This window comes from Nostoc punctiforme PCC 73102, assembly GCF_000020025.1.
GTDB classification, from domain to species: Bacteria; Cyanobacteriota; Cyanobacteriia; order Cyanobacteriales; family Nostocaceae; genus Nostoc; species Nostoc punctiforme.
Genome location: NC_010628.1, coordinates 3,353,338 through 3,370,410 on the forward strand (window position 1 = coordinate 3,353,338; position 17,073 = coordinate 3,370,410).

Consider the following 17,073-nt stretch of genomic DNA (forward strand, 5'->3'; position numbering starts at 1 on the left):
TACCAAACTCAGTCTCACAAAGTGGTCAACAAACACCATAGTCTGTCTTAATTTATTGCGCCACTAGTACGAGTTTTTACTGAATAAATTTTCAAGCCCTATTTTCAGGTGGGCGAATTCTGACTCTATCTAATTCAGCAGTTACAATTGCACCAGAGAATAATTCGTCTCTGTAAAGCTGGAGTACCTGCAAACAAACTATTGATTGTTCTTTGGTTGAGAGATTAACTAAGCGCAAGATACCACAGTGAGGATTTCCCCGCAGAATTGCTAACTCTCCAAAATCTTTATCAAGGGTGACTAAAATCCTACCTTCACGATAGGCGGTTGCTAAAATTTCCTCGTCACCTGGGTCTTTTGGCCAATCTCCAGACCAAACCACATCATACCCAGTCGTTTGTAAATCGTTACGCACCCTAGCATTAATGCAAGTATCTAGTAGTATTTTCACCTTGGAGATTCTATCAATAAAGGTTCAATTCGTTCATGACCAACTAACCTTCGTGCATAGATTAAACAAGCTTGCACATCTTCCCGTTCTAACCAGGGATAAGCTTCTAGCAAAGTTTCAATAGTATCTCCTACTGCTAACATTCCTAAAATATGTTCAACAGCTAGGCGACGACCTCGAATTATCGGTTTACCACCAAAGATTTGGGGGTTAAATGTGATTCTTTCTAGTAACGTTTGTTCGTTCATGGTTTATGCAATGACCTCTAATACAAGGTTTACCGAAACAAATATTGGAGTCAAGGGAAATTCTGGACAGCAAACGATCATCGGTCATGGTCGTTGACCTCACTAGCTGCTTTTTCAAGAAATGGGAGTAGTAGTAACTACCCCCGATAGGTGAAAAATACTGTTTATACGATCGCTTTTGACTCTACTACCAACCGCCACTTTCGTCGTTGGCCTTGAATACGACGATCTTCAAAGATATAACCTCTTTTCTCAGAACATACATAGTTGCAGAGAATAGATAGCTAATTTTCTTGACCAATTCCTCGGTAGAGTACCAGGAAGCATCTGACATAAGCCGAAGCATACGATCTGGAAGGTTGTCTTTCAAAGTAGATCACCTCAATAGGTTTGCGCCGAAAAAGCCGTGTTAGTGCTAACCTATGAGATAGGACTCAACATAGGTGAACTGAAACGACTTTGTTTCGGTTCTCCTGAATATAACATATTCCTGTCTGTAGTAAAGAAGTGTCTTGTTAGGCTTGCGAACAAAAAAATGTTCCGCGAGATTTTTGAGATAGGTCACATTGAGTTTATGAAAATTGTCAAATCAGCGAGCAAAAAAAATGTTCACCGAGATTTTTGAGATGTATACTAAAGAAGCCTTGAGAATACACTCTAATCCCTAGCAGGGATTGAAATTGTAGGAAAGATGTGATCAAGGCATTAACATAACTTCATGAATCCCTATCAGGGATTGTAAGCCAGAGTGTAGCTCTGGCTTTTTCCGTATTTGCCTAGCGAGTAACATTGTGTCTTTTGGTATTCAAATTATTGATTAACTTAGTATACATATAAAATAGCTAGAAATACCATTAATGTCAATAGTGTAACTGCAAATTATAGATGCCGAGAAAAAAAGAAACGATTACACTGTCAATTCCGCCGGGAACCAAGGATCAACTAGAAGCGATCGCTCGCCAACTCAATATCACTTGGGGCAAAGAACCAAGTATTTCGGGCTTAATAGTAGCGATCGCACAACAATCTGTAGAGGTCGGAAAGCCTTTCACCCTTGACTCAAACCAAGTTAACGCTTTACACAAAGCTATCAAAGCCCTGAGTGATGCAGGTCAGATAGGGGAAGCTCAAACTGTACTTACACTTTTGTTAGAGCGTAGTAATCTTGAAGCTCCCTTGCGTCAATCGCTGATGAAACAACTGAGTCAACCTGCTCCTGCATGGCGAATTCAAATTGAAGAGTTAATCAAGAAACAACAGCCTTTCTACCTTGTTTATCAAAACTCTCAAGGTGATGAATTAGCATATACAGTTCGCTATGCTGAAGTTCGTTTCTTTGAGAGACGTTTTTACTTAATGATGTGGTGTGAAGAAACTCAAGATGTAGAAAACGATATTCCTGATTTACCAGAGTTATGGCACAATCGCTGCTTGCGCCTAGACCGCATTGAATCAATGGCAACTATACCCGCCAGTGGAAATTGGCGTGGAGAACTAGGTTATCTAGAAGTGTACTTGCATTTTCGCCAAGGCTTAGTTAAAGCCTATCAACCTAAAGAAGATGACATTAAAGATGAAGTTATTGGAGATGTTCGCCAAGTCGTGCGGAGAGTAGTTAATGATTTTTGGTTGATTCGAGAAGTATCACGGTATTGGGAAGATTGCGTGATTGTATCACCAGAGAGTCTGCGCGATCGCCTCAAACAAAAACTCGTCACCCTTTGCCAGTTATACGATATCGAAACCAGGAGTTAAGTGTGTTCGGGGAGACTGAAAAGCCTTCCCTCCTAATACATCTGGCTCAATCGGTCGATATTCCTGAATGCTTCCCCTCTGAATAATCCACAACTTCCCAGTTACTTCTGCGGCATTTAGCCCCTGAATCAGTGTCTCTATTGCTTCTTGCCAAAATGCACAATTAGGACGAGAGGGTAAGCGAATAATCACAATTCCTGGATAATCAGAAGGATTGTATTTTAGACGATTTCCAAATCCGCGATCGCAAGTAACTAAACATCTACCTTCACACCTACAAACATCAATAACTTCAGTATCTGGTGCACAACTTAAACCTTGTCCTGGGACTGTTGCAATATCATGTCCTGCTAATTGCAATAAAGTTACAACGCGCAAGTCGATATTTTCATCTAGCTTTAATTTCACGCACTTGCTTCCTTCTTCTTTGTCAAAGGAAGTTCCACAAAAACATCCCGCACCATCTCTGCACCATAGGCGATACAAGCCAGCACATCTTCTCTTTCTATACTTGGATAAGCTTCAAGAACTTCTTCGATTGTTGTACCACCAGCTAAATAGTCCAAAATTAGTGATACCCAAATCCGATGTCCGCGAATGCACGGTTTACCGAAACAAATGTTCGGGTCGATAGAAATTCGAGACAGCAAATCATTGTCACTCATACTGCTTTACCTTTAATAGCGTCTAGTTCTAAGATATCCCCTCTAACTCTTTCCCTCTCCGAGTCGGAGAGGGACGGTTTTACATAGTAAAACCAGGGAGAGGTCTTAACATCCTTGACAAAAGTACACTTCCATAAGATGCACTCATGTAACCGTTATTTGCGATCGCCTCTAACCATCTACACTACGTAAGTAAGACAAATGACGTAATAACAAGGCTTACAGACATAAATTCTGAAAATTAAAGAAAAAAATAATTACTAATTGCCTAAAAATTCCGGTTTTTTTGGCTTTGGGGTGATAAATAAAAATAATAGCGCTGAATGTCATGCTTCCTACCACGGAGGATTACTGAAATTCTTCGCTGCCTTCAGGATGACTACTGAACATCAAATAACATCTGCCGCCAATCAGTTTTTTGTTGGAGATGCTGTTACATCAAAAGGCTCTACCACAAAACTTGCTCTAGATGTATCTAAGTAACTATGCTGAGAAAGTGTAAAGATGTCACCGTATCTAGGAGTGAATTTTAAAGCAATTGTAAAGGAATTTGTACCATTTTGGCAGGTTTTGATCGGAAAGATGGGATATTAGTAGATTGTACAAATCTTTATTGTTATTCACTATCTACCGATAACTGCTAAGTACAGCAAATACCGACAGAGATAAATTTAAGTAATTTAGCGAAGTAGGAAATAATACATGGTATTATCACTGTCTTCTCATAACGTTATCCAGTATCTGCAAGAAGCGGGGCTGTGTAGCTCAGAAGATGACGCATCAGATAAATCTGAGTTGCCAGGAAGTAGTAAGAACAATTCCGATTTACTCGTGACTCTAGCAGATAATCGTAAACTGCTCGTTAAACAAGAACATAACGTTAAAAACAATGACGTAGCTCCTCGTGAATTGTTTCAGGAGTGGCTATTTCATCAGTTGCTCCAGCAGTTTCCTGTTCTCGGCAATATTTCCGCGATCGCACCGTTGGTAGTTCATTTTGATGAAGAAAATTCCATCCTTGTCCGCAACTACTTAAGTGAATATCTTAAGCTTGCGACATTCTACCACAACAATGAGATTTTTCCACAAGAAATTGCCACTGCGATCGGTACTACTTTGGCAGGACTCCATCGCGCAACCTACAATCGCCGAGAATATCGGGATTTTATGGCAACTGCTCCCCAAGGAGAGTTTCGCTATGGCTTTTACAATCCGGCGCAAGGGGTAGAGTCAATTGGGCCGGAGATTTTTGGGACGGTTCCCACGGAGGCGCTGAAATTCTATCTACTCTACCAGCAATCGGAGAGTTTGGAATCTGCGATCGCAGATTTGGCGTATGACTGGAATCCTTGCTGCTTGACTCATAATGACCTGAAATTGAACAATATCTTGGTTCATTCCAGGTGGAAAAAACTAGACAATTGCCTAGTAAGACTAATTAATTGGGAAGCTTGTTCTTGGGGAGATCCAGCTTTTGATTTAGGAACTTTACTAGCAAGCTATTTACGAATTTGGCTCAATAGCCTCGTCGTAGATCCCACCATTGAGTTACAAGAATCTCTACATCTGGCTTTGACACCCTTGGAGAGTTTACAACCCTCAATTATTGCCCTCATTAGAGCTTATCTAAATGCTTTCCCAATGATTTTGGAATACCGCAGTGACTTTATTGTGCGCGTTATCCAGTTTGCAGGGCTGGCACTAATTCATCAAATTCAGGATATGATTACCTGCCGGAAATCTTTTAATAATACTGATATTTGTATGCTCCAAGTGGCTAAAAGTTTACTCACTATGCCGCAGCAAGGTGTACTGACTATTTTCGGAATATCAGAGTCAGAAATCCTTAACCCTGTGGGGAAAGTTCATAAACTTCCTCAGCCTGTAAAAGAGCCACAGCTACTTCGTCTTTATTACGAAAAAACTCGGCTTCGTGGTTGTTAATAGCAGGGAGCAGAAAAATTATGAATTCTGACTCCTAACTCCTACTCCTGAATTCTGTTTTTAAAGTTTGAGTTCTAAATGGATTAATGCTAAATTACTCTATCAATCAACCGCTAAATTCTCTATTTGATATTGCTAAGAATATTCAGATTGAGCCAAATTTTTGTATTTATCATCCCAATTATCAACCCTTTGCTCTGCCGACTAAAGTAGCCGAGAGATTTCAGCAAAATTCTGTAGATTTACAACAGAAATATCTAACTCTACTGCTGCGAAACTTTCTTTATGGTATCTATTACAATGGCTCTCTACAAAGTACTTTAGCAGTCAATACTGATATTAGTAATTGCCCATCAAAGCATAATTTAGCAGATAATTCCATCTTAGAAATTGATTGGAACTTTTACGAGCATCTACACGCCAGTAATCACGGCATAGGTTACTTTGACCCTCGATGGCAGGTGTTGCGAAAAGAACCTGATGGGACTATGGCTGTAACTAAAGGCGGTTTAACACTTTATGTTGAGCCAGACTGCCATCTCAAATCCAGCAAAAAATCTACCAAAGTGGGCGACATGGTAGCAATTTGGATGCCCAAAAATCGATTGCAAAATGGCTCTTACTTGGCAGTTAGTAATGTCGGACAGGAACGGCAAAGCAACCCCGATACTGATTTGGGAGCAGGGCGAATTTACTTTAACTTTACGCCATCTGGTGCGATCACTCTCATGGAAAGTCTGACAATGCAATTGAATGCAGCTTCCATTCCCTTTAGCTTTCAGGTTCTTCACAACCCTTCTGCATACGGACGCTATGATTCGGGGCTACTCTACTTTGAACTCCCCGACTATCCAGCAATCCGTACAATCCTTCAGGCTGTTTATATAGAAAATCAATCTCATTTCCAGCCCGAAATCCCCTTATTTACCAAATTTTTAGCCCCAGGTTTAGGTTTAGCTGAGGAACCAACCCAAAAATTTGCCGCACAAGAAAGTTTTGGGATGAACCGTTGCCAAATTGTCGCCAATGCTTTGTTGGAAGCTTGGCAGAAAGGTAAGAATGCGATGGAGGAACGGATGGGGGTTATTGACCAACACTTTGCACGACACCTAATAGATTTGCAGCGTCCTTATCTCAATCCCAGTTCTGAGGATATATATAAGCCGTTAAATTGATTAATTGAGCATGGGGGCGGGCAGGGAAAGCAGGGGAGGCAGGAAGACAAGGGGGACAAGGGGGAATTATTGAACAAGTCTCTCTCTTGTCTCCCCCCTCTTCCTTGTCTCCCTTGTCTCTTCTTCATGTTCAATGCCCAATTCCCAATTCCCAAATTCAAAATTCCACAATTACCGGCGTATGGTCGCTGGGTTGGGTTGATTTTCTGGGTTCGGCATCAATAATACAACTTGTAGCACGCTCATACAGCACGGGTGTGAGATAGTGATGGTCAATCCGCCAACCTAAGTTGCGACGAAAGGCGGCGGCGCGATAATCCCACCAGCTATAATTTCCGCCTTCTGTGGTGAATTTGCGAAAAGCATCAGCAAACCCTAGTTGCAGAATCTCGCGTAAGGCTTGACGCTCGGTTTCTGTTGCCATAATGTGATTTTCTGTACTCACTTGTTCGTGAATATCCTTGTCTTCTAGGGCGATGTTGAAGTCACCGCACACACAAATTGCAGGTTCCGACAGCGCAAGCACTCGCAAATACTCGTGTAGCGCTGTTAACCAGCGCAGTTTGTATTCATATTTCTCAGTTCCTACTGCTGCACCATTGGGAACATATAAGTTAACAATCCGAACACCATCAATTACACCTGTTATTACACGCTTTTGCTCATCCCATTCGTGATGTAAATCTGGCAAAATCGCCCTAAACCCGCTACTTACGTTTAAAAGTGGCTGGCGGCTAATCAGGGCTACGCCATTATAAGATTTTTGTCCTGATATATAAAGGTTATAGCCCAACTGCTCAAAAGGCGATCGCGGAAACTCGGCATCCGCAACTTTGGTTTCTTGTAAGCAGAGAACATCAACGGGATTGTTAGTTAACCAATCAGTAACCTGTTCGAGGCGAGTGCGAATTGAGTTGACGTTCCAAGTAGCGATTTTCATTAGTTATCAGAATTTTTTGAAACTTAATAATTACAAATTGTGTAATTATTGTACAATTACTTAATATTTATAATTTCTTTTCCATTTCCCAATTACGTTTAAACAAACCTTTAATCATTTGATCCCATTGAATATTTTAGTATTGTCAGCTACCAAATATTCAATTTTGTAAGTTCTGCTACAAAATATTCTACTTCATTATGATCCTCAAGACAGATGCAACAACTAATTGATTAGTTATACGTTAGAAATGTAACTCAGGGCTGACTTTTGCCGAATAGTCCTTTATATTTGTAGACAGAAAATTTGCGGGACGGTTAATCGGTATTGCACTTTTGGTAGCCTGTTAGGTTAATTTAAATGTCAAAATAGTAAGTACAAATGCTCTGTTCTCATACAATAATGATGCAACTCATTATATTGAGGACAATTTCATAGACTGAACCAAAAAAACTTATGAAAATCGCTCAAGTTGCCCCCTTATGGGAAAGGGTTCCACCTCCTACTTATGGAGGAATAGAACTGGTGGTGAGTCGCTTGACTGATGAACTTGTTCGTCGCGGTCATGAGGTAACATTATTTGCCTCTGGCGATTCTCAAACTTTGGCTAATTTAGAAGCAGTTTATCCACGTGCATTACGCTTAGACCCGAATGTTAAAGAGTATGCAGTGTACGAAATGCTAGAACTGAGCAAAGTTTACCAACGTGCTAAAGAATTCGATCTTATCCATTCTCATGTAGGGATTTCGGCATTACCTTTAGCGAGTTTCATAACAGCAACTTCTACAGTGCATACCCTGCACAATAATTTTACAAACGACACCCGTCACGCATTTAGCTACTACCAGAAGCAACCATACGTCAGCATTAGTAACTCGCAGCGTCAAGTCGATCTAAATTATGTTGGCACTGTTTATAACGGAATTGAGCTAGCAGATTATCCTTTCGTAGCCCAACCGTCAGAACCTCTATATTTAGCATTTTTAGGTCGTTTTTCGCCAGAAAAAGGGCCACACCATGCGATCGCTATTGCAAAGCAGAGTGGTTGGCGCTTGAAGATGGCAGGAAAGGTTGATGTCGGCGACTCTAAGTTTTTTGAACAAGAGATTGCCCCCCACATTGATGGTCAGCAAATTGAATATCTCGGCGAAATTAACCACGCCGAAAAAACTGAACTTCTGGGCAATGCTGCCATAACTCTTTTTCCCATTAACTGGCAAGAACCTTTTGGTTTAGTGATGACTGAATCAATGGCAACTGGTACACCAGTAATTGCCATGAATTTCGGCTCAGTACCTGAAGTAATTGCCCACGGTAAAACAGGTTTTATCTGCAAAAGCTATGCAGAAATGACGGCAATGATTCCCCTAGCTTTGGAACTCAATCGTCAAACCTGTCGAAAACATGTAGAAAGCAACTTTAGTGTTAACCAAATGGTTAACGGATATGAAGCTATTTACAGACAAATTATTAAAGACCGTATAGAATCGAATGGTCGCATTCATGCTACGAAAATACATTTTTGATCAACTGCTTTTTCTTGCTGAGTTTAAACAACAAATTTTTTTAAGGAGGACATTGGTATGAGTACGAGAGCCAACACTTGCCCATGTTGCGGTGGTTCCCTCCTCCGTCATGCTCGTCATGGTGAACTATATTGGTTTTGCCTGTCGTGCCGACAAGAAGTACCGTTATTAACTGTTATTCGCTTACCTAATGTGGATACCCGGAACACCGGAGTTGTTCCTCAGCCAGTGGTAAATACCTAGTTCTTGCAAATTTTAAATAGATAAAACTTGACTAAAAATCAATACTGATTTGTTTAGACCTATAAATTAGCTTCAACTGATAAAATCGGATGGAGCTAATTGATAGGTTTAAAGCTTTGTTAGCAGCGTTACTTTATGGGCAAGAAGATTTACGGTTAGAGCAAGTTGCTGACCCCACTCCGGCGGCTGGCGAAGTTGTAATTCAAGTAGGGGCAGCAACAACTTGTGGTACAGATTTGAAAGTTTGGCGGCGTGGTGGTCATGCCAAAATGCTGAAACCGCCGACGCTATTTGGTCACGAAGGCGCTGGGCGAATTGTTGCCTTGGGTGCAGGCGTTACAAATTGGCAAGTAGGCGATCGCATTGTTGCTAATAATTCTGCTCCCTGTATGAAGTGCTTTTTTTGTCAACGCCAAGAGTATTCTTTATGTCCGAATCTGACCTGGAATAATGGTACCTTTGCGGAATACTTGAAAATTCCCGCACCGATAGTAGAGCATAACTTGTTGCAGATTCCTGATGAGTTGCCGTGGGAATTAGCAGCGATGACGGAACCCTTAGCTTGTGTTTTGCATGGTGTAGCCCGTTCTAATATTAAGCCCAAAGATCGAGTAGTCGTCTTAGGAGATGGGGCGATTGGGTTGATGTTTGTGGCGGCGTTGAGTGAGAAAGCTGAGGTTTTGTTGTGGGGAGGTAATAACCACAGGCTAGAAATTGGTCAGAAATTGGGTGCAACCCAGACCTTTAATTATCATCAAATCCCGGATATTCCCAATTTGGTGAAAGAACTTACTCAAGGATGGGGCGCAGATGTAGCGATTGAAGCCACAGGTGTACCAAGTGTTTGGGAAACTGCGATCGCCTGCGCCCGTCCTGGTGCAACAGTTAACTTATTTGGTGGATGTCCACGAGATACCAGCATTACCGTCAATACAGAACAGTTACACTACAGCGAACTGACAATCAAAGGCGTGTTTCACAATACACCAGAGTATGTGCGGGAGGCGTTGGCACTGATCGCTAGTCGCAAAATACCCTTTGAGTTACTTATTAGTGAACAGCGGCCATTAAAAGATTTAGAACAGGTGTTTTGTGAGATGAAAGCGCGACAAGTAATTAAAGCAGCAATGATTCCTTAGCTCATGTTAATTACAGTGTGAGCAAGAATTTAATACCCAATGCCCACTTGCCCTGAGCGTAAAGCCTACGGCATAGATTCGCTTAACGCGCAGCGTCTCCATTAGGAGAAGTCGTTCGCGTAGCGTCCCGCACGGAAGGGATGCCCCATGCCCTACTTACAGACGATTAATTTCTTTTGTAACTAACTTCCAGCCTTCAGCTTGGTCAATTAACTTCATCGAATCTAGTTGGAGATTGTTCAAAGCAGATGCATGAAGCAGGAAGTAGGGTTGCCCGTTGTAGTGCCAATAATATTCCAGTTCGCCAACAGAAGCGGGAATGATGGTGCGATCGCTATAATAATCCAACGAGGGGCGATGGTAAGCAAAAGATGTGTAAATCTTCCTCGTAGCCGGATTTGCCCGCACAATCATGGCTGCGACTGGTTTAACTGGATAGGCTTCAGATAATTCCCAAACCCAGTAGTTAGATTTCATTAACAGCAGCAGCGAAAGATAACTTCCCCAAAACAAAATCTTCAGAAATTGCCCGTCGCCTCGTTCTGCCAAAATAGCTGCTAAGGTCATAGTTAAAGCGACTGCGGCAAAAATCAGTTGTAAATCTGTTTGTGATGTTGTACCCCAACTGAAATAAAGGCTACCAGCAGAAGCAACTACAGCAAGTATCGCCAAACCAGCAACCCAAGCGCGGGGATAGGATGAAAGTAAAGGCGAATTTTCTGTCTCTGATAACTGGATACCAAAAGCTAAAGCTAAACTGGGGTAAATCGGGAATAAATACCAGGGGACTTTGGTAATCATGAAAGAAATTACCAATAGATAAACACCACTCCACGCCATTACTAGCTTTGCCCAGCTAAGGTTGCGATTTTCCCAGGTTAAGCGGACAGTTTGCGGTAAAAATAATAACCACGGCCATGTGTACTTGAGAAGTTCAACCACATAGTACCAAGGTGGTTCAGAATTACCCTCTACAAATGAGCCAATTCGACCTAGTGATGGGTTTACAAGCCCAACTTGGGCGAAAGTGTAACCATAATGAATTAGTTGGGCGCTATACCAACCAGCTACAGGCACAATACCAATGAAGATTGCTATCCACAGATAGTAGCAGGTGAGCAGCCGTGGCGTATCCCAAAACAGAAATACGATCGCGATCGCACCTAGCAATACACCTAGCAGTCCTTGAGTTAGGCAAATTAACCCAAAACTGACACCAACACCAAGGCAATAACGTAAATCCCGGCGCGATCGCAACACGCACAACATCATTACCATCAAAAAACTTACCATCGCCCCATCCAACATTGCCAGCCGCCCATGACGCACCACAGGTAGCATTGTTAGATAAATTAAGGCGCTATAAATAGCAGCCCAACGTTGGCGAAATATCTCTCGAGCAATGCAATACAGTAAAGGTACAGATGTCGCTGTTAAAATTGCTCCAGGTAGACGAGTTGTGAACTCATTTTCGCCTCCTAGAGAATAAGCCCAGGCAATTAGCAAATGTATCAAAGGCGGCTTGTTATGATATGGTTCGCCTCCTAGCGTTGGGAAAAGCCAACGCATTGAACCTGCTGGAGCGTGCCAAATTTCACGAGCAACCTGTGCCACAGTCCCTTCATCCCAATCTCGCAGGGGCAATCCTCCCAGATTGATGCTAAACAGTAATACTGCTGCCAACAGCAATACTATTAGCCATACCCAATCAATCCATCTGCCAACCGTGCGATGCTGTTTTTCTAGATGACTCCAAATAAAGCTTCCTTCTTGCATATTCTATGTTAATCATTTTACTTGCTGGTTTGATTACATAGAGACCAAAGCGAATCTCCAATGTTGCCACCCAGTAGCAACGTATATTCTTAACAATTGCTAGTTTCCAAGATTAACTCAACTTTATCTAATTAGCGCTATTTTTTGAAAAATTTATCTTAACTATTGAAATAACATATAAATCGGAAAATGATAAAAATAATACAGTCAAAAATTATTTGTCACCTGTTACTTAGTCCGTAAATTAACTTGTATTTATTTTGTTCTGAACATAACGCTTAGTTTAATTTTTATCTACTTAGTTTTTATCTAGCTAAATTCAGAAATATATTGAACATTTTTTGCAGTGTCTTAAGGACGTGCTGAATACTTAAATAAATTAGTTTTAATTTATTTGGATAAAAATATGACTTACGCAAACAATAGCCAAAACCCTGATAATTCGCTAAGAGCAAGCTACTGCGACACGCGGCGCGAGCGTACAGAAGAGGCTTACCGCAGAGTATTACCCCTAGTGCATATACTTTTGGGTGAATCCTTAAGTAATTACCAACATTTTTTAAATCTTCCGGTTCGTTAGTATCTTGCCTTGGAATTTATTCTAAGGCTAATAGCCTTGTTTCTAGCCATAGGCTTGAAATACTCATCATTGCCTCTGCCGAAAGTTAACAGACAGAGCCTTATTTTAGGCATTCACATCCGAAGACTGAGAACGAGATAACGAGACACACTAATGAGCAATAGAATTGAAGATTAGAACCGTTTTATTAATCACAATTAGGTAAATTTTAAAATTATTTTTTGGTTGGATAGTGGTATTTAACTATTGACATGGAGAGTATTTTATATTTTAGTATCTTTGATATTGGTACTAAAAAATGAAAATAACTTGTAATTGTAACTTTTTATTCTGAATAGTAATCTCAATTTTTCGGATAAATTCTCGAAAGTAAAATCGTCGCTCTGTTTCCGACAAATCTAACCAAAATTGGGGTATTGAAACAGCTTGAGCAACAGAACGCAAATTAACTGGGGGAAGAGTCGCCAACTTTGCTTCAAGTGCTGAAATTTCTGTGCGGAGTTTGTAAGCCCTTAGTTTTGCAGTTTCAACATCTAAAATTCCGGTTTCGATTAAAGCAGGTAACTGAGCAAGTATTTCTTGCTGACGAGCGATCGCTTGCCCTAAATTATTCTTGACTGCATCCAATTGGGGAAAATTCACGCCCGCGACAGCTAAGGGTAAGTCACGGCAAACCGTTTCAATTGTTTGTTCCAAAACTTCTTGGTAGGGAATAGCCTTACACTTGGGGCGTTGAGGACAGCTAGTAGAACGTAAATAAAGATACTCCTTATCTTGGTTGCGTTGGGTGACACGAGTAACTGTCAAATGTGACTGACACTCAGCACAGACAACCAATCCAGCTAAAGAACGCCTAGCACTAGCAGTTCGGGATGGTAAACGGCTATTACGGCGTAAAAGTCGGTCAACTTGGGCTGCTTCTTCTTTAGAAATTATCGGAATATGTGTATTAGAGATAATTTCACCATTTTGGTAAGCTGTATTGCCGCGATAAACTGGATTAGTCAACCAGCGTCGCCCAGTTGTGACAGAGATTTTTTTGCCGTATTTTTTCGCCAAGTAACGAACCGAACCCCGTAGGGAACCGTAGAGTAAAAAGTGTTCAAAAAAATCTTTGACTACTGGTGAAGTGCTGCGATCGATAGTATATTTTCCCTTACCTCTGCGATAGCCGTAGGGAACTTTGCCGGGTGGCGGTGCAACCTCAAGCCGATTACGGGCGTGTCCTTGACGGATGCGACGACTACGTTGTTGACGTTGGATTGCATTTAGCAAATTCAGCAAGTCAGCACCCAGAGGGTAATTTTCGGAAGTATAGGGCTGTTCTGTAGCGATTATCGCTACTCCCATCGCTTCTAGTTTATGCAAGCGATCGCTAATTTCCTCTACAGTATCCCCTAATTCTTCCAGTCGCCGAATCAAGAGATAATCTGCTGGTTCAGTTTCGCAATCGGTAAATAATTGTTGTAATTGCGATCGCGTAGCGTATCCAGAAGACTCTCGCGTAGTCTGTCCAGAAGACTCTGGCTTACCCAAATCTTCATAAACCCGATCCACCTCCCATCCCCAATCAGCTTGATCGGGAGAAGATTCTAATAGGGGATTGGTGTAAGAGTAAGCAATTATTTTCATTTGTCATTTGTCAATAATCAATAAATAGTTCTTCTTCCCCTGCCTCCCCTACTCCCTGCCCCTCTGCCCACTCCCCACTTCCCCTCACTGCTGACTCAATTCGATAATATTTCCATCAGGATCTTGAGTGAATAGGGCAGGGCGACCAGAAGCGCTGGGTTGAATGGGATAATTATGATTGAGAAATTGCTCTTTGGCAGCATCCAAGTCAGTTACTGAGAAAGCGACGTGGGGGTTGCGTCCCCATTTTTCGTTGGGGTTTTCGGTGGGGACAGTAGGTGCAACTATTAGGTGAATCTGATAGTTACCGACTTGATACCATGCACCAGGGTATTTCAGCGAACGATCTATTTTGGATAATCCCAATACTTTGCCATAAAAGTGTTCAGAGCGTTCTAAATCAGTCACAAGAATTGCTGTATGGAGACTTTGGGTAATCTGCATTGTCGGTAAGTGCGATCGCGTTTATCTAAATTTTGACGTACTTTGAACCCTTACGAAGTACTTATTCTCCACCCCTAGTAGAGGTTGTTATTACCAACATATTTTAAAGTCAGGTAAGGGTGTATTAGAGTCAGAGTATGCGGTTGAAAAATTTGACAGACCTAAATCCTTACAGCAGTTGACTAGTGGGAGACGCTGAATTAGAAGATAGTCATCGTGCAAATGAGCGATCGCATGGATTTTTTTGAAAATAACTCAGCTTGTTTCTAGACAAAAGCAAATAATCAGGTAACTAAAATGGCGAAAGAAATAGAGCGGAAATTTTTAGTGAAAGGAGATAGCTGGAGAGGATTAGTTGAAGGTAGTGTATATCGTCAAGGATACATTGCCACAAAAGACAAAGCGGCTGTACGCATACGTATAGTAGGGGAAAAGAGTTATTTGACTATTAAAGGCCCCAGTATAAAATATTCGAGATTAGAGTTTGAGTATCCTATTCCTGTTGAAGATGCTCAAGAAATGCTTGAGGCATTATGTGAACGTCCCTTTATAGAAAAAACCAGATATAAAATCCAATCGGGTGGTTTGATTTGGGAAATAGATGAGTTTGATGGTGTTAACAAAGGATTAATCTTGGCAGAAGTTGAACTGAATGATGAAAATCAACAAATTGAACTACCAAGTTGGATTGGACAAGAAGTTTCTGATGATTCCAGATATTTCAACAGCAATTTAGTAAAACACCCTTTTTCGCAATGGTAAGGGACTTGCGTAAAAATAAAGTACCAGTAAACCGAGTTTCGACTTACCTCGGCTCCGGTTCCATCGAGCGAAGTCGAGATGCTCGGCACGAGTCGCTCAACTCTCGATGGCTGAGGGTTGAGCGCAGCGATGTACTGAGCGCAGTCGAAGTGTCGAAACCCGTCTAGTTGGGATACTATTAACCCGCAGATCCCTAATGGCGAAAAGGGACCATCCACTTTTGGAATAAACACCGGGCGATTGGAAATCGCGGACTCTCTAAAACCCGCGCAGGCGGACGAAAGTTTGTATAGCCCATCCCATAAAGCATTCGACGCAGAATCTGTTGTTTTAACCATTGAGGATAAAAATTATACTTGTTCTTTATTTTTTTGAGAAAGTTTTCGCCACAGACTTAACTCTCGGAATGAGTAACATTAATAATTTTTAACAAACTCTTGTTTTTTAGGGCAATCTATGCAATTCTCATAAGTGCATACTACTTTAAGTTTATCGATTTACAGTATTTAAATCGATAAATTATCTGAATTAGCCAATAAACTCAAAATTTAGTGCCAAATAAACTTTTAGCCTCTATTAACTGACTTTTCACGTTATATGGAAAAGTCTACCAAAAACCTAACCTCCCTTCCCCAACGCGGGAAGGGGGGAAATTCAGGAGTGTTAATGAGTGAATTACCCCAAATTAGTTTTTTTGAGGTTGGGGTTTCCAATCTCAAAAAAGGTCTTTTATGAATAAAACTGTCAAGGAACTCACAATCAATTTAGTGGCATTAAATATAGTTTTATTAAGCACACTCGGTCTTTTCTGGAAAATCTTAAATCGGCGAAGGAGTCCAATTAGGTCGAGAAAAGGAACCCAAAACTCAGAAGCTAAACAAGCTACTTAACTATCCACAAGTGAGAAATTTTATTAAAAAACAATATTAGTGGCAAATAGTAAGTGTATTTTAAATGCGAATGAAGGATGAGAATTTATTACTTCTTCTTTCAGAAATTAGGACTTACTAAACTTAAGCTGTGACATTCATGGAGAGTAAACTTATGTTTTCTGGACAAATTGAAAGAGAATGTTTATATGGAGAAAATTGGACAATTTCGCAAAAAACTAAATTACCAGATCATCTACAGTTATTAGTGGATCGAGAAGAAGTAGGATGCGATATCTGGGAATTGCAGAGCCAGGAGTCTGGCGATCAGCCGATTTATCGAAATCTTAATGAGGCTTCTGCTGTGCCACGGCGTAAATAAACCACCAATTTTACATGAACGAAACGCCTCCGATATAGGAATTCCGCCTTCTTTGCGCGTCTCATAGATCGTTATTCAACAAGTACTTAACCGACTATTCCATATTTTGGTGCATCATAATGAGTTCTAAAGAGCATACTGTTCTGACCTGACGCAACCAAGTACCGTTTTAAATTTAGTGTAGACGCGATCGCGTTGGCGCAGCCTCTCGAAGAGAAGCAGCTTATCGTAAGATATTGCTTGTGGTTTAGCAGTGGCCAATGTCTACTACAATCAGCCACTACTGGCTGATATGGGACATATTAAATATCTCTGTCTAGCAGGTGGAATTTATGAGTCTTGTGCAACTTGTTCGTGAGTCGACTGTATTACGAGAAACAGTGTTGAACATTGCACTAGTATTTGCAGGCTTGAATGCTATCTGAGTTACTCTAGTTTTTCGACTGGAATCTCCTCCATATAATATCTCTAGCTATTTCATGCAAAATCGAGTTCATCCTGATAAATCTTCCCAATTTGTTTTACCTAGCAAGAGAAGGAA

Annotated in this window: 17 protein-coding genes; 9 read left to right on the forward strand and 8 right to left on the reverse strand. The window is 41.1% G+C overall.

Annotation, left to right across the window (positions count from 1 at the left end):
* Nucleotides 1-91: 91 nt before the first annotated feature.
* Together NPUN_RS13615 and NPUN_RS13620 are read right to left on the reverse strand one after the other, a co-directional pair.
* A complete protein-coding gene (locus NPUN_RS13615; RefSeq protein ID WP_052304596.1) occupies nucleotides 92-451 on the reverse strand; it encodes a DUF5615 family PIN-like protein in 360 nt (119 codons plus the stop codon).
* A complete protein-coding gene (locus tag NPUN_RS13620) occupies nucleotides 448-699 on the reverse strand; it encodes a DUF433 domain-containing protein (protein ID WP_012409232.1) in 252 nt (83 codons plus the stop codon). Before NPUN_RS13620 ends, NPUN_RS13615 begins: the two co-directional genes overlap by 4 nt.
* Nucleotides 700-1,584: 885 nt before the next feature.
* On the opposite strand from NPUN_RS13620, the gene NPUN_RS13635 reads away from it, so the two are divergent.
* Complete coding sequence (locus NPUN_RS13635) at nucleotides 1,585-2,454, forward strand: helix-turn-helix transcriptional regulator (protein WP_012409233.1); 870 nt, start codon at nucleotides 1,585-1,587, stop codon at nucleotides 2,452-2,454.
* Here the strand turns inward: NPUN_RS13635 and NPUN_RS13640 are convergent.
* Entirely contained in the window at nucleotides 2,428-2,862 is a 435-nt protein-coding gene (locus tag NPUN_RS13640; RefSeq protein WP_012409234.1) for a DUF5615 family PIN-like protein, read from the reverse strand. The genes NPUN_RS13635 and NPUN_RS13640 overlap by 27 nt on opposite strands.
* Complete coding sequence (locus NPUN_RS13645) at nucleotides 2,859-3,119, reverse strand: DUF433 domain-containing protein (RefSeq protein WP_012409235.1); 261 nt, start codon at nucleotides 3,117-3,119, stop codon at nucleotides 2,859-2,861. Before NPUN_RS13645 ends, NPUN_RS13640 begins: the two co-directional genes overlap by 4 nt.
* A 264-nt stretch (nucleotides 3,120-3,383) precedes the next feature.
* Between NPUN_RS13645 and NPUN_RS13650 the strand changes: the two genes are divergently transcribed.
* The 3 genes from NPUN_RS13650 to NPUN_RS13660 all read left to right on the forward strand — a co-directional run bounded on the left by NPUN_RS13650 (nucleotide 3,384) and on the right by NPUN_RS13660 (nucleotide 6,238).
* A complete protein-coding gene (locus NPUN_RS13650; RefSeq protein ID WP_041565394.1) occupies nucleotides 3,384-3,602 on the forward strand; it encodes a hypothetical protein in 219 nt (72 codons plus the stop codon).
* 219 nt (nucleotides 3,603-3,821) lie between these two features.
* A complete protein-coding gene (locus NPUN_RS13655) occupies nucleotides 3,822-5,063 on the forward strand; it encodes a phosphotransferase family protein (RefSeq protein WP_012409236.1) in 1,242 nt (413 codons plus the stop codon).
* Nucleotides 5,064-5,149: 86 nt separating this feature from the next.
* Nucleotides 5,150-6,238 carry a T3SS effector HopA1 family protein gene (locus NPUN_RS13660; RefSeq protein WP_012409237.1) on the forward strand — a complete coding sequence of 363 codons (1,089 nt, stop codon included), beginning with the start codon at nucleotides 5,150-5,152 and terminating at the stop codon, nucleotides 6,236-6,238.
* Nucleotides 6,239-6,395: 157 nt separating this feature from the next.
* On the opposite strand, the gene xth is transcribed toward NPUN_RS13660, so the two are convergent.
* On the reverse strand, nucleotides 6,396-7,178 hold the full coding sequence (gene xth / locus NPUN_RS13665; protein ID WP_012409238.1) for an exodeoxyribonuclease III: 783 nt from the start codon (nucleotides 7,176-7,178) through the stop codon (nucleotides 6,396-6,398).
* A gap of 456 nt (nucleotides 7,179-7,634) precedes the next feature.
* Between xth and NPUN_RS13670 the strand changes: the two genes are divergently transcribed.
* The 3 genes from NPUN_RS13670 to NPUN_RS13675 all read left to right on the forward strand — a co-directional run bounded on the left by NPUN_RS13670 (nucleotide 7,635) and on the right by NPUN_RS13675 (nucleotide 10,087).
* Nucleotides 7,635-8,705, forward strand: a complete 1,071-nt coding sequence (locus NPUN_RS13670) for a glycosyltransferase family 4 protein (RefSeq protein WP_012409239.1) — start codon at nucleotides 7,635-7,637, stop codon at nucleotides 8,703-8,705.
* A 57-nt stretch (nucleotides 8,706-8,762) separates the two neighbouring features.
* Entirely contained in the window at nucleotides 8,763-8,948 is a 186-nt protein-coding gene (locus NPUN_RS38970; protein ID WP_083782393.1) for a hypothetical protein, read from the forward strand.
* 116 nt (nucleotides 8,949-9,064) lie between these two features.
* Nucleotides 9,065-10,087 (forward strand): zinc-dependent alcohol dehydrogenase, encoded by a 1,023-nt coding sequence (locus NPUN_RS13675; protein WP_041566139.1) that lies wholly within the window; start codon nucleotides 9,065-9,067, stop codon nucleotides 10,085-10,087.
* 156 nt (nucleotides 10,088-10,243) lie between these two features.
* Here the strand turns inward: NPUN_RS13675 and NPUN_RS13680 are convergent, their stop codons facing one another.
* From NPUN_RS13680 to NPUN_RS13690, 3 genes are all read right to left on the reverse strand, one after another.
* Entirely contained in the window at nucleotides 10,244-11,863 is a 1,620-nt protein-coding gene (locus NPUN_RS13680; protein WP_012409241.1) for an ArnT family glycosyltransferase, read from the reverse strand.
* Between the two features lie 871 nt (nucleotides 11,864-12,734).
* Nucleotides 12,735-14,075 (reverse strand): recombinase family protein, encoded by a 1,341-nt coding sequence (locus NPUN_RS13685; protein WP_012409242.1) that lies wholly within the window; start codon nucleotides 14,073-14,075, stop codon nucleotides 12,735-12,737.
* 84 nt (nucleotides 14,076-14,159) lie between these two features.
* A complete protein-coding gene (locus tag NPUN_RS13690) occupies nucleotides 14,160-14,519 on the reverse strand; it encodes a VOC family protein (protein WP_012409243.1) in 360 nt (119 codons plus the stop codon).
* A 297-nt stretch (nucleotides 14,520-14,816) separates the two neighbouring features.
* Here NPUN_RS13690 and NPUN_RS13695 point away from each other — a divergent pair, with 297 nt between their 5' ends.
* Both NPUN_RS13695 and NPUN_RS13700 read left to right on the forward strand, forming a co-directional pair.
* Complete coding sequence (locus tag NPUN_RS13695; protein ID WP_012409244.1) at nucleotides 14,817-15,281, forward strand: CYTH domain-containing protein; 465 nt, start codon at nucleotides 14,817-14,819, stop codon at nucleotides 15,279-15,281.
* Between the two features lie 1,044 nt (nucleotides 15,282-16,325).
* Nucleotides 16,326-16,532 (forward strand): hypothetical protein, encoded by a 207-nt coding sequence (locus tag NPUN_RS13700; RefSeq protein ID WP_041565395.1) that lies wholly within the window; start codon nucleotides 16,326-16,328, stop codon nucleotides 16,530-16,532.
* Nucleotides 16,533-17,073: the final 541 nt, after the last annotated feature.